Origin of the sequence: Pseudoalteromonas sp. US3C1004 (assembly GCF_048401065.1) — a bacterium.
GTDB lineage: Bacteria > Pseudomonadota > Gammaproteobacteria > Enterobacterales > Alteromonadaceae > Pseudoalteromonas > Pseudoalteromonas undina.
Genome location: NZ_CP183073.1, coordinates 1,602,498 through 1,626,933 on the forward strand (window position 1 = coordinate 1,602,498; position 24,436 = coordinate 1,626,933).

At 40.0% G+C, this 24,436-nt stretch carries 21 protein-coding genes; 5 read left to right on the forward strand and 16 right to left on the reverse strand.

The features are described 5' to 3' along the window. The first annotated feature begins 134 nt into the window (after positions 1-134). The gene (locus tag ACNSN3_RS07465; RefSeq protein ID WP_054200998.1) at positions 135-1,205 is read left to right on the forward strand and encodes a DUF3083 family protein; all 1,071 of its coding nucleotides are present in this window, start codon (positions 135-137) and stop codon (positions 1,203-1,205) included. An 89-nt stretch (positions 1,206-1,294) separates the two neighbouring features. Here the strand turns inward: ACNSN3_RS07465 and sucD are convergent, their stop codons facing one another. The 8 genes from sucD to sdhC all read right to left on the reverse strand — a co-directional run bounded on the left by sucD (position 1,295) and on the right by sdhC (position 11,152). Further along, positions 1,295-2,167, reverse strand: coding sequence for a succinate--CoA ligase subunit alpha (sucD, locus tag ACNSN3_RS07470; RefSeq protein WP_010390118.1), 873 nt, complete (start codon positions 2,165-2,167; stop codon positions 1,295-1,297). Next, entirely contained in the window at positions 2,167-3,333 is a 1,167-nt protein-coding gene (gene sucC, locus ACNSN3_RS07475; RefSeq protein ID WP_008464053.1) for an ADP-forming succinate--CoA ligase subunit beta, read from the reverse strand. Before sucC ends, sucD begins: the two co-directional genes overlap by 1 nt. A gap of 176 nt (positions 3,334-3,509) precedes the next feature. Next, positions 3,510-5,027 carry a 2-oxoglutarate dehydrogenase complex dihydrolipoyllysine-residue succinyltransferase gene (gene odhB, locus ACNSN3_RS07480; protein ID WP_418608985.1) on the reverse strand — a complete coding sequence of 506 codons (1,518 nt, stop codon included), beginning with the start codon at positions 5,025-5,027 and terminating at the stop codon, positions 3,510-3,512. Between the two features lie 3 nt (positions 5,028-5,030). After that, complete coding sequence (gene sucA, locus ACNSN3_RS07485; protein ID WP_075169173.1) at positions 5,031-7,850, reverse strand: 2-oxoglutarate dehydrogenase E1 component; 2,820 nt, start codon at positions 7,848-7,850, stop codon at positions 5,031-5,033. 86 nt (positions 7,851-7,936) lie between these two features. After that, positions 7,937-8,653 (reverse strand): succinate dehydrogenase iron-sulfur subunit, encoded by a 717-nt coding sequence (locus ACNSN3_RS07490; RefSeq protein ID WP_010390121.1) that lies wholly within the window; start codon positions 8,651-8,653, stop codon positions 7,937-7,939. 10 nt (positions 8,654-8,663) lie between these two features. Beyond that, positions 8,664-10,436, reverse strand: a complete 1,773-nt coding sequence (sdhA, locus tag ACNSN3_RS07495; RefSeq protein WP_008112088.1) for a succinate dehydrogenase flavoprotein subunit — start codon at positions 10,434-10,436, stop codon at positions 8,664-8,666. Next, positions 10,437-10,784 (reverse strand): succinate dehydrogenase, hydrophobic membrane anchor protein, encoded by a 348-nt coding sequence (gene sdhD / locus ACNSN3_RS07500; protein ID WP_055012091.1) that lies wholly within the window; start codon positions 10,782-10,784, stop codon positions 10,437-10,439. Further along, entirely contained in the window at positions 10,775-11,152 is a 378-nt protein-coding gene (gene sdhC, locus ACNSN3_RS07505) for a succinate dehydrogenase, cytochrome b556 subunit (protein WP_010390126.1), read from the reverse strand. The genes sdhD and sdhC overlap by 10 nt, the downstream gene beginning before the upstream one ends. A gap of 406 nt (positions 11,153-11,558) precedes the next feature. Here sdhC and ACNSN3_RS07510 point away from each other — a divergent pair, with 406 nt between their 5' ends. From ACNSN3_RS07510 to ACNSN3_RS07520, 3 genes are all read left to right on the forward strand, one after another. Continuing rightward, positions 11,559-12,845, forward strand: coding sequence for a citrate synthase (locus ACNSN3_RS07510; protein ID WP_010390127.1), 1,287 nt, complete (start codon positions 11,559-11,561; stop codon positions 12,843-12,845). Positions 12,846-12,959: 114 nt separating this feature from the next. Continuing rightward, positions 12,960-14,186, forward strand: a complete 1,227-nt coding sequence (locus tag ACNSN3_RS07515) for a SufS family cysteine desulfurase (RefSeq protein WP_418608988.1) — start codon at positions 12,960-12,962, stop codon at positions 14,184-14,186. A gap of 12 nt (positions 14,187-14,198) precedes the next feature. Continuing rightward, positions 14,199-14,615: a SufE family protein gene (locus ACNSN3_RS07520; protein ID WP_010390129.1), complete on the forward strand. Its 417-nt coding sequence runs from the start codon at positions 14,199-14,201 to the stop codon at positions 14,613-14,615. Positions 14,616-14,649: 34 nt separating this feature from the next. Here the strand turns inward: ACNSN3_RS07520 and tcdA are convergent, their stop codons facing one another. Genes tcdA through ACNSN3_RS07555 form a run of 7 tightly spaced genes read right to left on the reverse strand, consistent with a single transcriptional unit; the run spans position 14,650 to position 22,111 of the window. Further along, entirely contained in the window at positions 14,650-15,447 is a 798-nt protein-coding gene (tcdA, locus tag ACNSN3_RS07525) for a tRNA cyclic N6-threonylcarbamoyladenosine(37) synthase TcdA (RefSeq protein WP_418608990.1), read from the reverse strand. Then, positions 15,448-16,128: a TIGR01621 family pseudouridine synthase gene (locus ACNSN3_RS07530; protein ID WP_054201002.1), complete on the reverse strand. Its 681-nt coding sequence runs from the start codon at positions 16,126-16,128 to the stop codon at positions 15,448-15,450. Continuing rightward, positions 16,125-16,886, reverse strand: coding sequence for a 3-deoxy-manno-octulosonate cytidylyltransferase (kdsB, locus tag ACNSN3_RS07535; protein ID WP_054201003.1), 762 nt, complete (start codon positions 16,884-16,886; stop codon positions 16,125-16,127). The genes ACNSN3_RS07530 and kdsB overlap by 4 nt, the downstream gene beginning before the upstream one ends. After that, positions 16,874-17,071, reverse strand: coding sequence for a Trm112 family protein (locus tag ACNSN3_RS07540; RefSeq protein ID WP_010390133.1), 198 nt, complete (start codon positions 17,069-17,071; stop codon positions 16,874-16,876). The genes kdsB and ACNSN3_RS07540 overlap by 13 nt, the downstream gene beginning before the upstream one ends. Beyond that, complete coding sequence (gene lpxK / locus ACNSN3_RS07545) at positions 17,061-18,041, reverse strand: tetraacyldisaccharide 4'-kinase (RefSeq protein WP_418608993.1); 981 nt, start codon at positions 18,039-18,041, stop codon at positions 17,061-17,063. Before lpxK ends, ACNSN3_RS07540 begins: the two co-directional genes overlap by 11 nt. After that, positions 18,038-19,783 carry a lipid A export permease/ATP-binding protein MsbA gene (gene msbA, locus ACNSN3_RS07550; RefSeq protein ID WP_418608995.1) on the reverse strand — a complete coding sequence of 582 codons (1,746 nt, stop codon included), beginning with the start codon at positions 19,781-19,783 and terminating at the stop codon, positions 18,038-18,040. Before msbA ends, lpxK begins: the two co-directional genes overlap by 4 nt. A gap of 60 nt (positions 19,784-19,843) precedes the next feature. Then, on the reverse strand, positions 19,844-22,111 hold the full coding sequence (locus ACNSN3_RS07555; RefSeq protein ID WP_418608996.1) for a DNA internalization-related competence protein ComEC/Rec2: 2,268 nt from the start codon (positions 22,109-22,111) through the stop codon (positions 19,844-19,846). On the opposite strand from ACNSN3_RS07555, the gene ACNSN3_RS07560 reads away from it, so the two are divergent. Further along, a complete protein-coding gene (locus ACNSN3_RS07560) occupies positions 22,091-22,597 on the forward strand; it encodes a DUF2062 domain-containing protein (protein ID WP_010390140.1) in 507 nt (168 codons plus the stop codon). The genes ACNSN3_RS07555 and ACNSN3_RS07560 overlap by 21 nt on opposite strands. A gap of 92 nt (positions 22,598-22,689) precedes the next feature. On the opposite strand, the gene ACNSN3_RS07565 is transcribed toward ACNSN3_RS07560, so the two are convergent. Then, entirely contained in the window at positions 22,690-24,429 is a 1,740-nt protein-coding gene (locus ACNSN3_RS07565) for a DUF3466 family protein (RefSeq protein ID WP_418608998.1), read from the reverse strand. Positions 24,430-24,436: the final 7 nt, after the last annotated feature.

Sequence of the window (24,436 nt, forward strand, 5' to 3'; positions counted from 1 at the left end):
ACGGGTTTATGCTGGTAATTAACAAAGTTTGTTTAATAAGGGATAGTTTATGAACAAAATTTGTTTTAGCGCAATATTTAAGTCATCAAAGCATTCTATAGTATAAAAATAAACCCAACTTACAGGAACGAAAGATGGCTTCATTAAATCAACACCGTGTTTATATCCCAAGCAATGCTAGAGCAAACCATTATTTATTAGCTGAAATCACGCCAAACGATGAGTTTTATAAGAGCTTTAGTAATATTAATGCGTGTTATCAGCGTATTGCTCGCCAACTATTTGCTGCTTGTGATGAATATGAACTTCACAATGTGCATTTACTCGCCAATGATAAACTGCCGGTCGTGCGATTTCATGATGAGTCTTATCAACTTGAAACCGATAAGCAAATGTTGTTTTTCTATAATCCTCGTTACCATGAAGCACATAAACTTCATTACACCGAAGATCAGCAAAGCAAAAAGATTCGCTTACTGTTTTTAGCCACTGGGGATGATATTCGCGCTCACTCCGCCCAATTCCATAATAATGTACAAAAAGTTTTGGATCTTTTACAACAGCAATTATTTGTAGAACAACCAAGCTTTAAATTACGTGATCATCAGCATTTGACCTATGATTTATTCGCTAAAGAAAAAGGCAATAAAGAAAGTTACGGTTATAAATTAAGAAGTTTATATCCTCGTTATCAATCAAGACAATGCGAGATACCAAGCACACACGCAGAAATGACCTATGTCACTTTTTCGATACCGATAACTCGTAATATTAAAACGCAGTTTCAAAGTGAGATTAACAGCCAAACTTATCAGCCGTTCTACACCCACTTTTCAAAACTATTTACCCAGTTATGTGAAGACAATAAACTCACCCACGCTGCAATGGTTGCTAATGGCGCAATGCCAATAATACGAAACAGCCAAGTCGATAGAAATGAAGGAAATGAAGAGCTACAAAAAATAAGTTTTGATATAGAAGACTCAACCCCGCAAATAAAAGTATTTTTTGAAGCCGATAAATTAGTCGAAACACTGCATTTTGTCATTGTGGCAGCTGAGCATAATAAACATGAAATTGGCTATGGTCGTTTTATGAATCAAGTTGAAAAAGCCATACATGGCTTATGTGAGGAGTTAGCAATTAATAAGCAACGCCAAGATTTATCTGTGCGCTTTTTTCAGCATATAAGTTACCCATATTAATTAAGCTAAACTGTGGTTAATTAGGTACCTGAACTTTAGATAACAAAAAGGCTCGCAATTGCGAGCCTTTTTTAAAGAATAAAAGCTGATTACCAGCCTGTTTTCTCTTTAAGTGCTTTACCGATATCAGCAAGTGAACGTACAGTTTTTACGCCCGCAGCTTCTAATGCAGCAAATTTCTCATCAGCAGTACCTTTACCACCAGCGATGATTGCGCCAGCGTGACCCATACGCTTACCTTCTGGTGCAGTAACACCAGCAATGTAAGAAACAACAGGTTTAGTTACGTTAGCTTTGATGTACTCTGCAGCTTCTTCTTCTGCAGTACCACCAATTTCACCAATCATTACGATTGCTTCAGTTTGTGGATCTTTTTCGAACAATTCTAGAACGTCGATAAAGTTAGTACCAGGAATTGGATCACCACCAATACCAACACAAGAAGACTGACCAAAACCAGCATCTGTAGTTTGCTTAACTGCTTCGTACGTTAAAGTACCAGAACGAGAAACAATACCTACTTTACCAGGCTTGTGGATGTGACCAGGCATGATACCAATCTTAGTCTCACCAGGAGTGATAACACCTGGACAGTTAGGACCAATCATACGAGTACCTGTTTGATCTAGTTTAACTTTAACGTCAACCATATCAAGTGTAGGAATACCTTCAGTGATACAAACAATCAGCTCGATACCTGCATCGATAGCTTCTAAGATTGCATCTTTACAGAAAGGTGCTGGTACGTAAATCACAGATGCAGTTGCACCTGTTGCTTCTACAGCATCACGTACTGTGTTAAATACTGGAAGACCAAGGTGCGTTTGACCGCCTTTACCTGGGCTTACACCACCAACCATTTGTGTACCGTACTCAAGCGCTTGCTCTGAGTGGAAAGTACCTTGACCACCAGTAAAACCTTGACAGATAACTTTTGTATCTTTATTGATTAATACAGACATTATTTGCCCTCCGCAGCAGCAACAACTTTTTCAGCCGCGTCTGTTAATGATTCAGCAGCGATGATGTTAAGATCAGACTTAGCAAGTACTTCACGGCCTAATTCAGCATTAGTACCTTCTAAACGTACAACTACTGGAACTGTTACACCTACTTCTTTAACTGCGCCAATGATGCCTTCAGCAATCATGTCACAACGAACGATTCCGCCGAAGATGTTAACTAAAACAGCTTTAACGTTGTCATCTGAAAGGATGATTTTGAATGCTTCAGAAACACGTTCTTTAGTCGCGCCGCCACCAACATCTAGGAAGTTAGCTGGCTTGCCACCGTGTAGGTTTACGATGTCCATAGTACCCATTGCTAGGCCTGCACCGTTAACCATACAACCTACGTTACCATCTAGGGCTACGTAGTTAAGCTCGAAGCTTGCTGCGTGAGCTTCACGTGCATCTTCTTGAGATGGATCGTGCATTTCACGGATTTTAGGTTGACGGTAAAGTGCATTACCATCGATACCAATTTTACCATCTAGACAGTGAAGGTTACCTTCATCTGTGATTACTAGAGGGTTGATTTCAAGTAATGCGAAATCGAAATCGTTAAACATGTTGCCAAGACCCATAAAGATCTTAACGAACTGTTTCATTTGTGTTGGGTTAAGACCCAATTTAAAACCAAGCTCACGAGCTTGGTAAGCTTGAGGACCTACTAAAGGATCAATCTCAGCTTTGTGGATAAGTTCTGGTGTTTCTTCAGCAACAGTTTCAATTTCAACGCCGCCTTCAGTAGACGCCATGAACACAACTTTACGAGAAGCACGGTCAACAACAGCACCTAGGTACAGTTCGTTTGCGATATCTGTACAGCTTTCTACTAAAATTTTAGCAACTGGCTGGCCTTTCTCGTCTGTTTGGTAAGTAACTAGGTTTTTACCTAACCAGTTAGCTGCAAACGCTTTAACTTCGTCGATAGTTTTAACTAGCTTTACACCGCCAGCTTTACCACGTCCACCTGCGTGAACCTGAGTTTTAACAACCCACATATCGCCGCCAATTTTTTCAGCAGCTGCTGCAGCTTCTTCAGGTGTATCGCAAGCGAAACCTTGAGAAACTGGTAAACCATATTCGGCAAAAAGTTGTTTTGCCTGATACTCATGCAAATTCATGATGCTTTATCCAATTTTTTATATTAAAAGAGCTGAATATTTATGCAAATAAACAACTATCCCAAATTGCGTGCCTAGTATAGATCTCATGGCGCTACATGAAAACCCCAGTATGACCTTAGGCGCAAAAAAAAAGCTGTGATTTTAACTCACAGCTTATATTTCATACTACTTAATTAAACATCTAGCAGTAAACGTGTTGGATCTTCAAGTAACTCTTTAATTGTTACTAAGAAACCAACTGATTCTTTACCATCGATTTGGCGATGATCGTAAGATAACGCTAAATACATCATAGGTAAGATTTCAACTTTACCATTAACAGCCATTGGACGATCTTGGATTTTGTGCATACCTAAGATTGAAGACTGCGGTAAGTTAATGATTGGTGTTGATAGTAATGAGCCGAATACACCACCGTTAGTAATAGTGAAATTACCGCCAGTCATGTCGTCAAGTGTTAGCTTGCCATCACGACCTTTAAGAGCTAGTTCACGAATACCTTTTTCGATTTCTGCAACTGATAATTTGTCACAATCTTTAAGTACTGGCGTTACTAAGCCACGTGGCGTAGAAACAGCAATACTGATGTCGAAATAGTTGTGATAAACAATATCATCGCCATCAATTGATGCATTTACATCTGGGAAACGCTTTAACGCTTCAGTTACCGCTTTAACGTAGAAAGACATGAAACCTAAACGGATACCGTGACGCTTTTCAAATACTTCTTGGTACTGCTTACGAAGATCCATTATTGGCTTCATATTAACTTCGTTAAACGTGGTTAACATTGCAGTTGAGTTTTTCGCTTCAAGAAGACGATTAGCAATGGTTTTACGTAAACGTGTCATAGGCACACGTTTTTGAGTACGATCCCCCATTGGTGCTGCTGGTGCTGCTTCTGCTTTTGCTGCTGGAGCAGGTGCTTTTAAGAATTGATCAACATCTTCTTTAGTCACACGGCCATTTTTACCTGAACCTTTGATTTTTGAAGCATCAAGGCCTTTCTCAGCAATTAAACGACGCACTGATGGCGTTAACAGATCTGAACTATCGCTTGAGCTTTCTTCTTTGGCTGCTGGTGCATCCGCTTTAGCTTCAGATTTAGCTGGTGCAGCGCCTGCTTTTACCTTACCAATTACTTGCTCACCAAGAACGGTATCGCCTTCGTCATGGATTATTTCACCCATAACGCCGTCTTCTTGGGCAACAACTTCAAGTACAACTTTATCTGTTTCAATATCTACCAAGTTTTGGTCGCGTGTTACCGCGTCACCTGGTTGAACATGCCAAGTAGCAATTGTTGCATCTGCAACTGATTCTGGAAGTACAGGTACTTTAATATCCACTTCTTTACCTTCTGATGCTGGTGCTGATTGCGCCGCAGGCGCGTCTTCTGATTTATCTGATGCTGAGTCATCTTCTTTTGACTCTTTAGTTGCCGGTGCTTCATCTGCATCGCCAATTAAACCGATCACTTGGTCGCCAAGTACCGTAGCACCCTCTTCTTGTGAAATTTCAGTGATTACACCATCGTTTTGTGCAACCACTTCTAAAACCACTTTGTCTGTCTCAATATCTACTAAGTTTTGGTCACGGCTTACTTTGTCGCCAACACTTACATGCCATGTAGCAACGGAAGCATCTGCAACCGACTCAGGAAGAACAGGAACTTTAATCTCTGTGCTCATTGCTTATCCTTTCTTTTCTATAGTAAGCGCGTCGGCAACGAGCGCTTGTTGTTCTTTAGTATGTACTGACATATAACCACATGCAGGTGATGCTGAAGCTTTACGACCAGCATATTTTAATTTTGCATCTTGTGGAATTGCATCAATAAAGTGATGTTGAGAACAATACCAAGCACCTTGGTTTTGCGGCTCTTCCTGACACCATACAAAATCAGTAACATGCTGATAACGTTCAATAATCGTCTTCATTTCGTCATGTGGGAACGGGTATAACTGTTCAACACGAACAATAGCAATGTTGTCTTGCTCAAGTTTACGACGCTCTTGTAATAATTCGTAGTAAACTTTACCACTACAAAATACAACACGTTCTACTTTCTTAGCATCAATATCATCAATTTCATCGATCACATTGTGGAATACGCCCTCTGATAGTTCTTCAAGCGATGATGTAGCTAATGGGTGACGAAGCAATGATTTTGGCGTCATAACAATCAATGGGCGACGAAGTGGTCTAACCGATTGACGACGCAGCATTGCATAAACTTGTGCAGGTGTAGATGGTACACATACTTGCATATTATGATCAGCACACAGCTGTAAAAAACGCTCAAGACGTGCAGAGCTATGCTCAGGACCTTGGCCTTCATAACCATGTGGTAGCAAACATGTCAGGCCACATAAACGACCCCACTTTTGCTCACCTGAACTTAAGAATTGGTCAAAAACAACTTGTGCACCATTGGCGAAATCACCAAATTGCGCTTCCCATAAAACAAGTGAGGTCGGCTCTGCTGTTGCATAGCCATATTCAAACGCTAATACCGCTTCTTCAGATAACACCGAATCAAATACTTCAAACGTACCTTGATCTTCACTAATGTTTTGCAGTGGTAAGTATGTTGCACCGTCTTGTTGACCGTGAACAACGGCATGGCGATGGAAGAAGGTACCACGACCAGAGTCTTGACCTGTTAGGCGAATATCAGTGCCTTCAGCTGCGATAGTTGCATACGCTAAAGTCTCTGCCATACCCCAATCAAGTGCTTTTTCACCGGCTGCCATAGCTTTACGATCATCGTATATTTTCTTAACACGAGATTGCGCTTTGTGGTCTTCAGGGTAGCTTGCAACAATGTTACCGAGCTCTTTAAGTTTCTCTACAGAAACGCTCGCGTCGTAGTCAACATTCCAATCATGGCCAACGTATTTAGCCCAATCAGAAGAATGTGACGTTTCTGGTTGAATTTCTTCAACTACACAGTTGCCATCATCTAAGCCATTACGATAATCATCAGCAAGTGCTTTCACTTCGTTTTCTGTGAAAGAACCTTCCGAAATTAACTGATCTGCATAAATTAAGCGAGGGACTGGATGTTTTTTAATCTTTTGATACATAACAGGCTGTGTAGCATTAGGCTCATCAGCTTCGTTATGACCATGGCGACGGTAACAAACAAGGTCAATCACAACGTCACGTTTAAACTGGTTTCTAAAATCAAGCGCTAACTGCGTAACAAACGCAACCGCTTCAGGATCATCAGAGTTTACGTGGAAGATTGGTGATTGAACCATTTTTGCAATATCAGTACAGTAATCAGTAGAGCGAACATCGTCTTGCTTGCTTGTTGTAAAACCAACTTGGTTATTAACAACAATACGAATGCTACCACCACAACTAAATGCATTAGTTTGTGATAAGTTAAACGTTTCTTGTACTACACCCTGACCTGCGATTGCAGAGTCGCCGTGAATAGTAATAGGAAGTGCTTTGCTGCCAGTTTTGTCGTTTAGACGATCAAGGCGTGCGCGCACAGACCCCATAACCACAGGATTAACGATTTCTAAGTGCGATGGGTTAAACGCAAGTGCCATATGCACATTGCCACCTTTGGTCGCGAAATCTGAAGAGTAACCCATGTGATACTTAACATCACCAGAGCTTAAAGTATCTTTGTGTTTACCAGCAAATTCATCAAATAATTCTGATGGATTTTTACCAAGTACATTCACAAGTACGTTCAAGCGTCCGCGGTGAGCCATGCCGATTACGGCTTCTTTTTGGCCACTTTCACCCGCGCGGTGTATAAGCTCTTTAAGCATAGGAACTAACGCATCGCCACCTTCAAGTGAGAAACGCTTAGCACCCGGGAACTTAGCCCCTAAATATTTTTCAAGACCATCAGCCGCTGTCAATCCTTTAAGGATACGTAGCTTTTCATTTTTATCGAATTTTGGCCTAGACTGAACAGACTCTAAACGCTGTTGTAACCAACGTTTTTCTTCTGTTGATGTGATGTGCATATACTCTGCGCCAATAGAACCACAATAAGTAGTTTTTAGTGCTTGGTATAACTCACCTAAAGGCATAGTATCGCGGCCTACGGCAAACGATCCTACGTTAAATTCGCGGTCAAAGTCAGCATTTGATAAGTCGTGGTATTCTAGCTCTAAATCTCGTACACGTTCTCGTTGCCAAATACCTAGTGGATCTAGGTTTGCATTTTGGTGTCCACGAAAACGGAAAGCATTAATAAGTTGCAGAACTTTAACCTGTTTAAGGTCGCCGCCACTGCCCTCTGCTACCACTACTTCTCTATGCTTGTTTTTAGCAAGCGCCGCAAATTGTGAACGAACTTCTGAATGTTTTACTTCAACATCCACACCATCAACTTTTGGTAATTGTTCGAACACTTCTCGCCATTCTTCTGGCACCGAAGTCGCATCGTCTAAATACGCTTCATAAAGCTCTTCAACATAAGCAACGTTACCGCCGTTTAAATGTGAAGATTCTAGCCATGCCTTCATCACACCTTCGTGCATTTATAAGCCCTTTTTTTTAGCGCAGAAATTAATAGTTATATAACAAGATGGCTAATAAATATTAGCCATCTTTCGTCTACTAGAAATTAAACCGAGCGGTTTAATAACATAGATTTTATTTGCCCAATTGCTTTAGTCGGGTTAAGACCCTTAGGACAAACGCTAACACAGTTCATGATACTGTGGCAACGGAACACACTGAATGCATCGTCTAAGTCAGCTAAACGCTCTTCTGTTGCAGTATCTCGGCTATCAGCTAAGAAACGGTAAGCATGAAGAAGGCCTGCTGGACCTATAAACTTATCTGGATTCCACCAGAAAGAAGGACACGATGTAGAACAACATGCACATAAAATACACTCATAAAGCCCATCTAATTTATCACGCTCTTCAATAGATTGAAGACGTTCGCCTGCAGCAGGCTCGTCATTTATTAGATACGGTTTTACTTTTTCGTATTGAGTGTAGAACTGACTCATGTCAATAACAAGGTCACGAACAACAGGAAGTCCCGGTAATGGACGTACTACGATTTTACCTTTGCCATTTTTTTGTAGCGTAGATAAAGGAGTAATACATGCTAAGCCGTTCTTACCATTCATGTTTACACCGTCTGAACCACACACGCCTTCACGGCATGAACGACGGAATGATAATGTAGGATCTTGCTCTTTTAATAATAAAAGTGCATCCAATACCATCATGTCTTGGCCTTCCTCAGTTTGCAAAGTGTATTCTTGCATACGAGGTGCGTTGTCAACATCCGGATTGTAACGATAAACTGAAAATTGTACTTGTGCCATCGTCTCGCTCCTAGTAGGTACGTGCTTTAGGTGGGAATGCTTCACGTAGCTTAGGCTCGTAGTTTACTTTACGCTTGCTCATTTCATCCGTTACCGGATTAAATACTGAGTGACATAACCAGTTTTCGTCATCACGATCTGGGAAGTCAAAGCGAGAGTGTGCACCACGGCTTTCAGTACGGAAGTTTGCAGCTACTGCAGTTGAGTAAGCTGTTTCCATTAAGTTGTCTAATTCTAAACATTCAATACGCATGGTGTTGAAGTCTGATGATTTATCATCAAGACGTGCATGCTGTAAGCGTTCACGAATTTCTTTAAGCTCAGTAAGACCAGTTGCCATTGAGTCACCTTCACGGAATACCGAGAAGTTAAGCTGCATACACTGTTGTAGGTCTTTCTTGATTTGTACTGGGTCTTCGCCTTGACCAACTGTTGAGCTTTCCCAACGATTAAAGCGAGCTAAAGACGCTTCTAAATCAGACTCAGAAGCCGCTTTAGAAATTTCAACGTCATTTAGGTATTTACCTAAGAAATTACCAGCAGCACGGCCAAATACAACTAAATCAAGTAATGAGTTACCACCTAAGCGGTTAGCACCGTGAACAGATACACATGCAATCTCACCAACAGCAAATAAACCTTGTACTACTTTTTCGTTACCAGCGGCATCGATATTAAGTACTTGACCATTTACGTTAGTTGGCACACCACCCATCATGTAGTGACATGTTGGGATAACTGGAATTGGTTCTTTTGCAGGATCAACGTGAGCAAATGTTTTAGCAAGGTCGCATACACCTGGAAGACGTAAGTTAAGCGTTTCTTCGCCTAAGTGGTCAAGTTTCAACTTAAGGTGAGGACCCCAAGGACCATCACAACCACGACCTTCACGAATCTCTGTCATCATTGAACGGGCAACAACGTCACGAGATGCTAAATCTTTAGCGTTTGGTGCATAGCGTTCCATGAAGCGTTCGCCATCTTTATTTAAAAGATAACCACCTTCACCACGACAACCTTCAGTTACTAGCGTACCAGCACCTGCAATACCTGTCGGATGGAATTGCCACATTTCCATGTCTTGCATAGAAATACCAGCACGAGTCGCCATACCAACACCGTCACCAGTGTTAATGTGAGCATTAGTTGTTGATGCGAAGATACGACCTGCACCACCGGTAGCTAACACAACTGCTTTTGATTTGAAGAAAGTGATTTCACCTGTTTCAATTTCAATCGCTGTACAACCTACTACATCGCCATTATCGTTTTTAACTAAATCAAGTGCATACCATTCAGAAAATACATTTGTTTTATTTTTAACGTTTTGTTGATAAAGAAGGTGTAATAATGCGTGACCAGTACGGTCAGCAGCTGCTGCGGTACGTGCAGCTTGTTCACCACCAAAGTTTTTCGATTGACCACCGAAAGGACGTTGGTAAACACGGCCATTTTCAAAACGAGAAAATGGTAAGCCCATGTTTTCTAATTCAGTAATAGCTTCTGGGCCTGTATTACACATGTATTCGATAGCGTCTTGGTCACCGATAAAATCGGAACCTTTAACGGTATCATACATATGCCATTCCCAGTTATCTTCATGCGAATTACCTAACGCTACTGTAATACCACCTTGAGCAGATACAGTGTGTGAGCGTGTCGGAAAAACTTTAGAGATTAGTGCACATGTTTTGCCAGATTCAGTAATAGCAAGAGCAGCGCGCATACCTGCACCACCGGCACCAATTACTACGGCGTCAAATTCACGAACAGAATATTTCACTTAAACACCCCATAAAACGATTAAACCTACAGCTACGTAAGCAACAGCCATTAGGTTTAGTACAAAGCCTAAGAAAGCACGCAATTTAGCGCCCTTTACATAGTCGGTTAGAACCTGCCAAAGGCCGATACGGGTATGAACCATAATGCAAACTAGGGTGATTAATGTCGCCCCTTTCATTGCTAGGTTAGAGAATAGGCCTGTCCAGGCGTCATATGTGACTTCTGGCATTGCTAAAAAATAGCCAATAATAAAAATTGCATATGCACTGATTATTAATGCCGTTGTGCGTAGAGATACAAAATCTTGTACGCCATCACGTTTAAGAGTTGCTTGATTTAAGACCATATCCACACCCCTGCCAATACAGCAAACACAACGCCAAGTGCCATTGCAATTTTAGCGCTAGTGTTGCCTGATTCAAGTTCTTCCCAATGCCCCATATCCATAATGATGTGACGGATACCACCGATAAGGTGATAACCCAATACAGAAAGGGTGCCCCAAGCTATAAATTTGGCAATGAATCCGTTAAACAGACCCTTGACGAATTCAAAACCTTCAGCTGAAGAAAGAGACTCTGACCAAGCCCAAATGACAAACGTTAAAGCAAAAAATAATGCAACACCGGTGACGCGGTGAAAAATTGAAGCTTTAGCCGTTGCCGGCATAGATATAGTTGTTAGATCTAGATTTACAGGTCTTTGCTTTTTCACAGTTACTTGCCCATCTTGCCCGCAGTGGGGCTCATCTACTTGTTTTTCTAAAACCCACCAAATGTTTCTGGTGGAACTATCAAAATAAACGTATTAATACTAATAAAGTTCACTTTTTATGAAAAATATTATGTAAAAAAAAGTTTACCCAAATACAAATCGGTTAAAAACCTCCGTTAGTATATATAGCCGGAGACTCTTTTACAATTCTTGTTTACTTTGAGTCGTTTGCGAATTAGCCAATGGTATAATATTCAATCTATACCGAATATTTATTATACATATGTGCATAATACTTATAAAAATTGACTTTATACCCCTCTTTCACGTTAAAATGTAAAGATGTGCTTAGAATAGATTTTAGAATATAAAAATCAGAATAGTTATCTTAATAGGAGATACATAGATGGCAGATAAGAAAGCCACAGTCCATATTGATGGGCTAGATCCAATCGAACTTCCAATTTATCAAGGTACTGCTGGCCAAGATGTAATTGATGTACGTACACTCGGCTCACATGGTCACTTTACTTATGACCCAGGTTTCATGTCGACTGGTTCTTGTGAATCTACCATCACTTACATCGATGGTGGTAAAGGTGTTTTATTACACCGCGGTTACCCGATCGAGCAGTTAGCAGAGAGCTCTAACTACGTTGAGTTATGTTACTTACTATTAAACGGTGAGTTACCAACTAAAGAGCAATACGATGATTTTGCTACAAAAATCACTCGTAGCACGATGCTAGATGAAAAAATCGCAAACTTCTTCCAAGGTTTCCGTTTTGATGCACACCCAATGGCAATGCTATGTGGTGTGGTTGGTGCATTATCTTCTTTTTACCATGAAGATCTTGATATCACTGATGCAGTTCAACGTAAGACAAGCGCTATTAAATTAGTTGCTAAATTACCAACGATTGCGGCAATGGCATACAAAACAAACATCGGTCAACCGTTTGTATATCCACGCAATGATTTAAGCTATGCAGAAAACTTCTTACACATGATGTTCTCTGTACCTGCTGAAGAATACAAAGTAAACCCAGTAACAGCTAAAGCAATGGATAAAATCTTTATGCTTCATGCTGACCACGAACAGAATGCTTCAACGTCAACAGTTCGTTTAGCTGGTTCTTCTGGTGCTAACCCTTATGCATGTATTGCTGCGGGTATTGCATCACTTTGGGGCCCTGCTCACGGCGGCGCTAACGAAGCATGTTTAAACATGTTAGAAGAAATTGGTTCAGTTGATCGCATCGACGAATATGTAGCAAAAGCAAAAGATAAAGCGGACCCTTTCCGTCTTATGGGCTTTGGTCACCGTGTTTACAAAAACTTCGACCCACGCGCAACAGTAATGCGTCAAACATGTCATGAAGTTTTAGCAGAGCTTAATATTCAAGATCCATTGCTTGATATTGCAATGAAACTTGAGCAAATTGCACTTGAAGACCCGTACTTTGTTGAGAAGAAACTTTACCCTAACGTAGATTTCTACTCAGGTATTATCTTAAAAGCGATTGGTATTCCGACAAGTATGTTCACTGTAATTTTTGCAATGGCACGTACTGTAGGTTGGATCTCACACTGGGACGAGATGCTTTCTCAGCCTGGTCACAAGATCAGCCGTCCGCGTCAGCTTTACACAGGTGAAACAACACGTGATTATAAAGCTACAGACAAGCGCTAAGCTTTAAAGTTAGTTTTAAAAGGCCGCTTTTGCGGCCTTTTTTATTACATGCTACTTGAGAATTATCTTAAACAGATTACAATTCCTGCCCGAATTGATTAACTTTATGAGCCTATGTCTGTGTCCTCGTTTGATCCTAAAAAAATCCGTAATGATTTCCCTACTCTAAATCAGACAATCAATGGCAATCCTTTGGTTTATTTAGACTCAGCTGCAACAACACAAAAGCCACAATGTGTGATTGACGTCACCAGACAGTTTTACACCTCACAGAATGCAAATGTTCACCGCGGTCGTCATACGCTAAGTGAGCAAGCTACAGCGGCTTATGAGCAAGTACGTCAACGCGTTGCTGATTACTTTCAGGTAAGCGGTAATGAAATTGTCTGGACTAAAGGCGCTACTGAGGCGATTAACTTAGTTGCACATGGCCTAAGAAATACATTAACAACAGACGACACCATTTTAATTAGCCCAATCGAGCATCACGCGAATATTGTGCCGTGGCAAGAACTCGCGGCATACACTGGTGCAACGTTAAAAGCGTTGCCACTTAATGACAATGCCACTTTTGATATCAAACAGTGCTGTGACGTGATTAAACACACCAAACCTGCACTTCTTGCAATCACTCACGCCTCTAATGCGCTGGGCAATATTACCGATTTAACCCCGCTGATAACTGCTGCGAAGGCTGTAGATACGCTAACTTTAGTCGATGGCGCACAAGGCGCTCTACATTTAAGACCTAATTTGACAGCGCTTAATTGTGATTTTTACGTGTTTTCAGCTCACAAAATGTTGGGGCCAACAGGATTAGGCGGTTTATATGGCCGCTACAGCGCACTTAATGCATTATTGCCTTATCAAACAGGTGGTGAAATGATTGAAAAAGTGACCCTAACGCAAAGCACTTATCGTGACGCTCCCGCTAAATTTGAAGCAGGAACCCCAAATATAGCCGGTGTTTTAGGCTTTGGTGCGGCACTTGAGTATTTAATGGTGCTCAATCAGCAAGAATTAAAAGAGTATGAACAGCAGGTGTTTATTTATGCAGCAAACGCACTGATGGAAATAGATGGTATTTGCATCTATAGCGACCTAAAATCGAACATTGGTACATTATGCTTTAATTATAAAAATGAACATCCGTATGATCTGGCAACTTTACTTGACGGTTATGGTATTGCAGTACGAAGTGGTCATCATTGTACGCAGCCATTAATGACTCATTTGCAACTAAATGGCTCACTAAGAGCAAGTTTTGCATTTTATAATACGACCAAAGATGTAGACCATTTTATTACTGCACTCAAAGAATGCATCGCTTTATTAGACTAAATTGGATAAATAATGACACTCACATACCAACTAGTAAGTAAAAAAATTGAACACAGTACAAGCTGGCAACAGAAGTATCGTGAAATTATGTTACTTGGCAAAACACTACCGCCGTTAGCCGATATACTAAAAACAGATGATGCGCTAGTCCAAGGCTGTGAAAGTAAAGTATGGATGTTTGTTGAGTTTGATTTGACAGAAAATGCATTGGTTGTAATTGGTGATTCTGATACGCGAATAGTAAAAGGATTATTAGCGTTAATTTTAGCGCTGTATAACGGTTTGACACCTGAAGAGGTATTAAGCGTTAATGCCTATGAAGAATTTGAAAAGCTCGGCTTAATTAGCCACTTAAGCGCTTCTCGCGGCAATGGGATAAAAGCTATGGTGGAAAAAATACAAACTTTAGCTAAACAAAAAGCGCGTTAAGCGCTTTTTTAACAATATGATGTGTAATCTGTAATTAAATGTTCAAGCGTGTACGCTTATCTAAATATTTTCTTACTGCTTTAGCGGCAACAAAAAAACCAAAACTACCGGTGATCATCGTCACCGAACCAAAGCCATTATTACAATCCATATTCATACTACCATCTGCATTTTGTTTCGCATGGCACACACTGCCATCACTACCGGGATAAACAAGCTGCTCTGTTGAATACACACAGTCAATATTAAATTTACGTTTTGGATTAGAGCTGAAATTATACTGCTTACGCAAAATATAGCGCACCTTTGCAAGCAATGGATCTTGAGTCGTTTTTGCCACATCTCCAAATGTAATTTGACTTGGATCAGTTTGCCCACCTGCACCGCCCGTGGTAATTATAGGCATTTTATTACGCTTACAGTGCGCGATTAACGCCGCTTTTTCTTTTACCGCATCAATGCAGTCAATAACATAATCAAAACCTTGAATATGCTGTTGAATATTTTCTAGTGTTATAAAATCGTCAATAACATTAACTTTACACTCAGGGTTGATAAGCTCGCAGCGTGCCTTCATGGCATCCACTTTTGCTTCCCCTATCGTGCCTGTTAACGCATGAATTTGACGATTAACATTGGTTGCGCATATATCATCTAAATCTATTAGAGTAATTTTGCCCACGCCGGTGCGCGCTAATGCCTCTGCAGTCCAGCTGCCAACGCCACCTATACCAACAACACAGAAATGTGCCTGTTGTAACCATTCAAATTGCTGTTGACCATATAGTCGTTTAATACCACCAAAGCGGATATCAGTTACTTGTTCACTCATTTACCAATCCAATTTCCAAGGCGTTTGCCAAGAATCAAAATCTTGATGTTTTATTAATTGCGCATATTCCACTCCACACTCTGGCAACAGAGTGTGTTGTATTTGTTCCCCAGCCCACTCAAAGTCCAGCGCAAATGCATGCAAATAGGTGCGATCAGCGGCACTCCCAGAATAACTAGCATCGCCTAATATAGCGGCACCTATACTCTTTAATGCCACCCTAAGCTGGTGAGTTTTTCCTGAATATGGTTTCAATAAGTAAGCTCTAAATCCGCTTTTAAAGCTAAACGAATAAAAACGCGTAATAGCGGGGTTACTCTGTGAGTTTAATAATTTATACGTGCCACGGCGAGACTTAGCCATATCACCTTTAACCCAGCCTTGCTTTTTTTTAGGCTTGGTATCACTGACCGCTAAATAAAACTTGTTAATAGCATGCTGGGTAAATAACTGCGTAAACTCAGCTGCAGCAGCCTTGTTCCGTGCGAGTATAATCAAGCCTGAAGTGACCTTATCTAAACGGTGTACCGCAAATAGTTTTTCATTTAACTGCTGTTCAGCACTTACCACAAAACCGGGGCCCTCTTCAGAATGAAAATTTAGGCCTGCCGGTTTATTTATGATGTAAAAATCATCATGCGTGTACTGCACTATTAATACAGGCGTTTGTGGTTTATTCACGCGAGTTTACTTTGAATATGGGCAACCACTTTAGCTAAATCCTCTGGTGTATCTACTCCTGCATGAGGGGTCACTAAAGCTTGTTCTATTTTAATTGCATAACCATGGTATAGCACACGTAACTGCTCTAACGACTCAAGAAGTTCTAATGGCGAAACACTTAATTCAATATATTGCTTTATAAACCCTGCGCGATACGCGTAAATACCCACATGGCGTTGAAAAGGCGCTAAATTAAGTGGTTGCTGCTCAGCCATCATGGCGCTTCTATCAAATGGGATACTCGCTCTTGAAAAGTACAAAGCATTTTTATTTATATCACTGACAACTTTAACCGCATTAGGATTAAACACTTCATCACGCTCTTCAATAGCAACGCTTAAGGTTGCCATTGGTGCCGTTGATTGCGCTAATAATGTTGCCACTTGTGATACGTTATCAGGCGACAGCAAAGGTTCATCACCTTGTACATTTACCACGATAGTATCATCGGCTAAATTAAGTAAATCCACTACTTCGGCTAAGCGCTCTGTGCCTGATTGGTGATCTTCACGTGTCATCAAAACATTACTAGTAAAACGTTTAGCAGCATCAAACACTCTTTGATGGTCGGTAGCAATAACCACCTTGCTGGCTCCTGACAAACAGGCTTTTTCATACACATGCTGTATCATTGGTTTGCCACAAATATCAGCAAGTGGTTTACCTGGTAAACGAGTAGAAGCGTAACGCGCAGGGATAACAACTACGAATTCCACTTTTCTACCTCTTCAAGGGTCAATTCACGGGCTTCATTTTCAAGTAGTACAGGAATATCATCACGTACCGGGTAAGCTAGTTTTGCTGCTGTGCTGATCAGCTCTTGGTTTTCTTTATCAAAGCGCAACTTACCTTTACACACAGGGCAAGCAATAATTTCGAGTAATTTTGTATCAAAGGCCATGGTGGATCCCTTTTTCTTTTAATAATAAATTTAATGTGTTTATTACTGCTGCAGTTGGTTGAGCGTCAACCGGCAAGTAATACCAATTTGGCTTAGCAAAGTCACGACACTTAACTGCATCTTTTTCTGTCATTAATATACAGTCCTCACCAAATTGAGCAAAGTCATTGGCGGTATAAGCATAATGGTCGCGAAAATGATGTGTTGATAACAACGCTATACCTTGTGCTTTTAATGATGCTTCAAAGCGCTGAGGGTTACCGATTGCACTTACAGCATGCGCTGTTTCTATAGCCGTTGTTATCTCAGTATTATCAGCAACACGTTTAATAATTGATGGCTGCAAGCGATAGCTAAATTCATGTTCAGAACCATTTTCAATGACTAAATCAACACTGTTTAAACGAGAAACCGTTTCGCGAAGTGGTCCTGCTGGCATTAAAAAACCATTACCAAATTTTCTTTCGCTATCAACAATACAACATTCAATACTGCGTGCCATTTTGTAGTGTTGCATGCCATCATCAGAAATAATTACATCAAGCTGAAACTGATGATTGAGCATTTCTATATTCTGCTGTCTATTTGGCCCCACAACTAACGGACATTGTAAACGGTTAAATAAAAGTACCGGCTCATCCCCTGCTTCTAAAGTCGTCGTATTGGCAGTTACTAATAATGGGTAATGGGCTGCTTGCCCACCATAGCCGCGACTAATTAAACCAACAGATAAGCCTTGAGCGGTTAAGTAATCATGTAGCCACAATACAAATGGAGTCTTACCATTGCCGCCAACACTTATATTGCCAACAACAATTACTGGAGTATTACTAACAAATGGCTTAAAAACACCCACTTCGTAGAAATATTTGCGCACTAGAGCAACACAGCCAAAAATAGCTGACAGTGGTAATAACAATAAGGTAATTAAGCTAAAAGGTTTGTACCAGCTTTGCTCTATTTTACTCACCCCTGCTCACCAAACTGCATTTTACAAAGAGCTGAGTAGGTACCATCGTTAGTCAGTAATTCAGTATGCGTACCACTTTCTATCACTTTACCGTTATCAATCACATAGATACGGTCACTATTTTCAATAGTCGATAGCCTATGAGCGATAACAATGGAGGTTTTATCTTTCATTAATATATCAAGAGCATGTTGGATAAGCTTTTCAGACTCAGTATCCAAGGCCGAGGTCGCTTCATCTAAAATTAAAATAGGCGCGTCTTTTAAAATAGCACGGGCAATCGCAATACGTTGACGTTGCCCGCCTGAAAGCATTACCCCATTCTCGCCAACCATAGTGTTAAGTTGCTCAGGTAAGTCTTTTACAAACTCCCACACATGGGCTTGTTTTGCAACGTCATGAAGCTCTTCGATAGAGATTTCGCGTTGTAAACCATAACAAATATTATTGGCAATCGTGTCATTAAATAGCACCACTTGTTGCGACACTAACGCAAATTGACGGCGAAGATCAGTAAGCTTATATTCATTAAGAGCAATGCCATCGAGTAAAATTTCGCTTGGCGCTTCTAAGTCATAATATCGGGGTAACAAGTTAGAAATAGTCGATTTACCCGAGCCAGAGCGGCCAACAAGGGCAATACTCTCACCGGCTTTTATGTTCAGTGATAAATCGTTAAGCACGGCTTCATCCTTGGTTGGGTATTTAAAGGTCACATTTTTCACCTCAATATGCCCTTTTACCTTATCAACCGAAAAGGTGCCCGTGTCTTTTTCAATTTCTTCATCTAACACTAAAAAAACACTCTGAGCAGCTGAAATACCTCGCTGTAGATCACTGTTTACATTGGCAAGTTGCTTTAATGGGCGTAGTAACATCATCATCGAGGAGATGAGTACGACAAAATCCCCAGAGCTAATGCTGTCTATCATAGAGGGCATCGACACAACCCATAAAATAACAGCCATAGCACTAGCAGCCAAAATTTGAATCATAGAGACACTTAGCGCTTTAGTCGCATCCATCTTGATACGTTGTTGGCGGTTATGATTATTAATTTTAGAAAATTGATCAATTTCTTGTGTTTGCCCACCAAAGCCATGGATCACTTTGTGACCACTGAGCATTTGTTCTGAACTACGGGTAACTTGTCCCATCGCTGACTGAATATTTTTCGAGATATGACGAAAGCGTTTAGACACCACAGCTACTATGATAGCCACAAGCGGGATAATAACTAAAAAGATTAACGACAACTGCCAACTGGTATAAAACATCACAGCGAGTAAAAACACCACAAAAGCGCCTTCACGCACAACAATAAGCAGTGCTTTGGTGATTGCTTGTTGAACTTGCTCGGTGTCAAAGGTGATTTTAGAAATCAAATCGCCGGTTGAGTTTTTATCATGAAACGATACCGGTAAGTGTAAAATGTGTTCAAACAATTCTTGGCGCAGCGCCCTCACGACTTGTGAGCCTACATAGCTTAAACAGTAAGATGACATAAAGTTAAATACGCCACGCCCGATAACCAGCGCAATAACCACAAATGGCGCATAAGTAAGTACCTGGCTGTTACGCTCGTTTAAACCTTCATCGATAAACGGCTTCATCAGTTGAATGAATAATGCATCCATACCTGAATAACCTATCATTCCTATAATCGCGACGATGGCAATCGACTTATAAGCGCCAACGTAAGAAACAAGCCGTTTATATATTTGTGTAGTACTTTGTTCCATAACACTCTCTAAAACCAGTAACAGCCCCTATTGTATCCTTAGCAACAGCAAAACAAAACGTCAATCTTTGATAAACCAATAACTTTCCGCCCCTCTTGCGGTACTCAGCTCTAAGTGTTTAGCATAAAAATCAACCCGAATTTGTCCTACATCACCGGTGCTATATTGTTTGGCGTTTATTTTATTGTAACGCTTAACTACCGCTTTACTTGGAAATTGCCACTGGCCTTGATACGCACTTGAATGAATCACAAGTGTTGGGTTTACGGCCTCGATAAACTCGACACTGGAAGAGCTATCACTGCCGTGATGAGGACTTAACAAAACGGTACTTTGTAAATCATGCCCTTGTTTAATTAATTTAGACTCCCTCGCCTTTGATATATCACCAGTGAGAAGCACACTATGGTTTGCACTTGAGACTTTAACAACACAGGAATTATCATTACGGTTATTAAACTCATCTTTTGAAAAGGTTTGAATACTCAAGCCTTGAAAGTCTATTTTTGTCGCTATGCAGTCTTTATATACACCACTTGGATGAAAATAATCCAAGCTCCATGCATAACCGGCTTTTTTAAAGTGCGCAACGCCTCCTGCATGGTCGTTATCTTGATGGCTTACAATCGAGTTAGTTACTGTTAGGTTATGAGCATTAATATAGGGTAGTAAAACACTAGTGACACGACTAAAGCGATTAAAATAACTCGGGCCAAAATCATAAATAAACGCATGTTTATCTTTTTCTATCAGTACCATTAAACCGTGGCCTACATCAAATACGTTTAACTGCCAAAGGCTGGTTTGCGTAAAGTAATAGTTAAAAAGCAAAGTCAAAATCGGAATGCAGGCTAGTAAGCGAAGCTCAATAAAATAAAGTAAGGGTACAACACTATAAAGCAGCACCACGGTGGTTATACTTACCTGTCCTACATTAAGCCAACGTATCTGCTGAGGTATTGCCTGCAACATTTGATACAAGTTGGTCAGTGGAAAATCATATAACACAATAAATGCATGCCAATCGGTTAATAACCCCAGCAACACGCTTAAAAATAAAGCAGGCATTAATACAAAAGATAAAATGGGAATAGCCACAAGATTTAAAACTAAACCCACTAAACTCACGCCATTGAAAAAGTATAATGACAGGGGTAATAAGCCAATAAATAATCCCAGTTGAATAATAAATAATGTTCGCATATTGGACAGTAGTGAGTGACCCCGAAGTGGAAACTGCTTTAAAACCATAAAAATAATACATACCGCTAAAAACGAAAAGTAAAGACCTGGATTTAGTACACTAAATGGATTAACCGCTAAAATAATAACCAACGCATATAAAATACTGCGCCATCTCAATGATTGCTTTGCCAAGTAATAAAGCAACAAATAACAACCCAGCATAATTAAAGCGCGAGTTGCGGAGATGATAAAATCACTCAAGTAAACATATATGAATGCCACTACAAAGCCGACAGCGCTATAAACAATAGAAACATTTATGCCTTGATTTAGTTCAGGTTTAACCAACTTAAGACAAAAACGTGTAACAAAATAACAAAAACCAAACACTAAAGAGATATGCAACCCAGAAATGGCTAATAAGTGACTTAACCCAAGACTCTGCATTAACCGCTTTTGCTCGAATGTCATCAATGACTTATCGCCGGTTAAAAGTGTATAATATAGCCATTTAAGCTCAGCATTATTTACCAGCTTTTTTACATAGGCTCTATAAGCTGACACGGTATTATTTTTTTGAGAGCTTTTAATATTAAGCTGCTTATTGAGCACTGTACCTTTAAAGGCTATCTTTTGTGTAAAAGCATAAAGCTGATTATCAAAAACAGTAAAATTTTTAATAGTTCTATAATTATTCAGTCTCACTTGGGCATTAAAAGTATCACCAGATTTAATTGGTTGTGCAAAATTGATACTTAATAAGGCATAAGGTGCCCTAAAGTGACTATATTCACTATCTTCTAAATGGGTTATTTTAGCTTTTATATATTGGGGAGGCGTAGCAGAGATAACCTCTTCGACCACCACACCGACAGAATAAGCATATTTTTTGTGCTGTTCAGGTAACTCAAATGAATAAAACAAGATAAAATGTGCGGCTACACAGCAAATACCGCAAATAAAGCCTAACAATACAGTTAAAAACGGCTTAAAATACGTGCTCACAATAAGGATTGAAATTGTGATAACTGTAAACTCAAGGGTTTGATAATAAAATACGGTAATAACGACACCGATAACAAACCCAAGACTCATCCACACAGACGTAAATGGTTGCTTTAAATGGCTAAAAAAACGATCCAACGGTTTTTACCTGATCCAAATAAAATTAGACATCACAAATCACTAAGGATATTTGGTCGTCTTTTACATGATGCTAACCTTTGGCATTTAAATCGACGCTCAGCACGCGGTGCCTTTGCCGTTGGACTTTTTTTTGCATTCATCCCTGTTCCTTTTCAAATGGTGCTAGCAGCTGCCGCAGCCATAATCTTAAGAGTTAATTTGCCTATTTCTGTTGCTTTGGTGTGGATCACCAACCCACTTACAATGCCACCTATTTTTTACGGCTCATACTTGGTTGGTACATTAGTACTAAATCAACCTGAGCAGCATTTTGCGTTTGAGGCTAGTTGGGCGTGGTTTATAGAAAGCCTTACTACCATTGGCCCTGCTTTTTTAGTGGGTTCGCTTGTGTGCGCATCTATTGCCAGTGTTATTGGCTATTTTGGTATTGATTTAATTTGGCGTCGCTCAGTAAGAAAAGCTTGGATATCTAGAAATAACTAGCGACTACTTCATCAAGTACTTCTGTTAATATTACTATAGACAAAAAAAAACCAACTTAACAAGTTGGTTTTTTTATAAACGAATAGTAGTACTTAGAAACGAAAAACGCGTCTTAATCCAACTAAAGGTAGCAGTAATAAACCAAACCATGAGAAGCTGGCTGAGCTACGTTCATAAAACTCTGCATCTGGGGCTTTACAATTTTCAACTTCACCATTAGCAATCGGTGAAAGTTTTACTGCAACAGCAACACTTTCATATTGAATGTTACCATTTATGTCGGTTATGACCTCACCTAGTGAGTCTAATTTTTCAACCGTTTTAGTTGCCACACCAAATACTTCATTATTTTCGTTGATTGATTTCGCCTCTACCATTTTATAACTAAAGCTACTTTCACCATCACTGTCAAAACATGGTAGTAGATTATTTAGATTAGTGATTTTGTCATCACCAATTTTATAAATAAACGCTTCTGAACGCCTTGTACTCGCTGTATCACCAACATCACCTTCGCCTACAATATAACCTTGATTATTAATATCATTTGCATATGAGCTTGAGCTAATAAAATAATCTTCAGGAAACACCGTCTTGTTTGTATTTATATCGTGGTAAAAGAGTTTGTTTCTTAAAGAGCCTTCAATGCGTTTAGTAGCATAACCTGCAATAATGTCATTATCATTGATTGCAAATGCTTTACCTCCTTCCCAATCATCTTGCTGGTTTATAAAGTCAACTACCTCACCGTCTTTAAAATAAGTTGGCATACTGTAGATTCTATTATCGTTGTCAATATCTCGGGTATCTGAAGACCCTACAGCAATACCATTACTATTCACAGCTAATGCAATACTATTAAATGGAGTTCTGTCTTCATCTTCTTCCGGAGTAAGCGCTAAACCTAGCAACTCTGTTGAAGTCACATTATAAGTGCTGTCTAGAGTCCATTTAACCGCTGTTTTATTAAACACACCTCGCGTATTTCGAGAATTAATTAACTCTATACAAGCCATAACTGGCTCATCAAGGCCATCACAATTGTCTGTAATTGTGGTTTGTCTCTCAGCAGGAATACTGACCGATACATTACCAACAACAATGTAACCAGTGTCAGTGGCAACAATATCAGATGCTTTACTAGTCCCACCGTGTTCAGTAAATTCTGGTAAAAGCGGCACTTCAACACCACCAGCAGAGATTAAAATTCCGCGCTCTATAAACTCACGAGTAAACCACGTTTCTTCATCAGTTTCGCCATCTGGTGTAAAGCTCACTTTATCAAATGCTGCACTTCCCCAACCAACCGTAGTACCGTCTTGCGCTACACCTGTATAAAAGTTACTTACTGATCGAGTTAGCCCATCATAATCAAGTGAAGATTCATCGAAAAGAGACTGCTCAGTTATTAAACCGTTATTATAGCTTGTAGCAATAAGCGAACTGATTTTTTGATATTCAAAATCTTCAGACCGAGAAGATAGAAAGCCAACCATAAAAGTATGTGCGTCAGCATTAGTGTAAACAGCATCATTATTTTCTATATCATCGAGGGTAAAGGTTATTTCTTTATCAATGTTTTCAAACCTTTTAACTTCGGTGTCGTATGCGCTCTTTATTATATTATCTGTAAAGTCGATATAACTAATATCAATAGGTAGGTTAAACAATCCGTTAGCTTGACCTATAATATGGCCGTTTTCACTCACATCAGTAACATAAGTATGTTTGGCAGCTTCAAAGTCACCTAATTCGGTTAACTGGTACGTTGCACTTAATGCTGATGTACTCAGTGTGGCTAAAACACTGGCCGCGAGTAATTTATATTTCATTTTATTC

Coding starts and splice junctions, on each gene's coding strand:
- ACNSN3_RS07465 (WP_054200998.1), top strand. CDS start 135: ATGGCTTCATTAAATCAACACCGTGTTTATATCCCAAGCAATGCTAGA.
- sucD (WP_010390118.1), bottom strand. CDS start 2,167: ATGTCTGTATTAATCAATAAAGATACAAAAGTTATCTGTCAAGGTTTT.
- sucC (WP_008464053.1), bottom strand. CDS start 3,333: ATGAATTTGCATGAGTATCAGGCAAAACAACTTTTTGCCGAATATGGT.
- odhB (WP_418608985.1), bottom strand. CDS start 5,027: ATGAGCACAGAGATTAAAGTTCCTGTTCTTCCTGAGTCGGTTGCAGAT.
- sucA (WP_075169173.1), bottom strand. CDS start 7,850: ATGCACGAAGGTGTGATGAAGGCATGGCTAGAATCTTCACATTTAAAC.
- ACNSN3_RS07490 (WP_010390121.1), bottom strand. CDS start 8,653: ATGGCACAAGTACAATTTTCAGTTTATCGTTACAATCCGGATGTTGAC.
- sdhD (WP_055012091.1), bottom strand. CDS start 10,784: ATGGTCTTAAATCAAGCAACTCTTAAACGTGATGGCGTACAAGATTTT.
- ACNSN3_RS07510 (WP_010390127.1), top strand. CDS start 11,559: ATGGCAGATAAGAAAGCCACAGTCCATATTGATGGGCTAGATCCAATC.
- ACNSN3_RS07515 (WP_418608988.1), top strand. CDS start 12,960: ATGTCTGTGTCCTCGTTTGATCCTAAAAAAATCCGTAATGATTTCCCT.
- ACNSN3_RS07520 (WP_010390129.1), top strand. CDS start 14,199: ATGACACTCACATACCAACTAGTAAGTAAAAAAATTGAACACAGTACA.
- tcdA (WP_418608990.1), bottom strand. CDS start 15,447: ATGAGTGAACAAGTAACTGATATCCGCTTTGGTGGTATTAAACGACTA.
- ACNSN3_RS07540 (WP_010390133.1), bottom strand. CDS start 17,071: ATGGCCTTTGATACAAAATTACTCGAAATTATTGCTTGCCCTGTGTGT.
- msbA (WP_418608995.1), bottom strand. CDS start 19,783: ATGGAACAAAGTACTACACAAATATATAAACGGCTTGTTTCTTACGTT.
- ACNSN3_RS07560 (WP_010390140.1), top strand. CDS start 22,091: ATGGCTAAAAAAACGATCCAACGGTTTTTACCTGATCCAAATAAAATT.
- ACNSN3_RS07565 (WP_418608998.1), bottom strand. CDS start 24,429: ATGAAATATAAATTACTCGCGGCCAGTGTTTTAGCCACACTGAGTACA.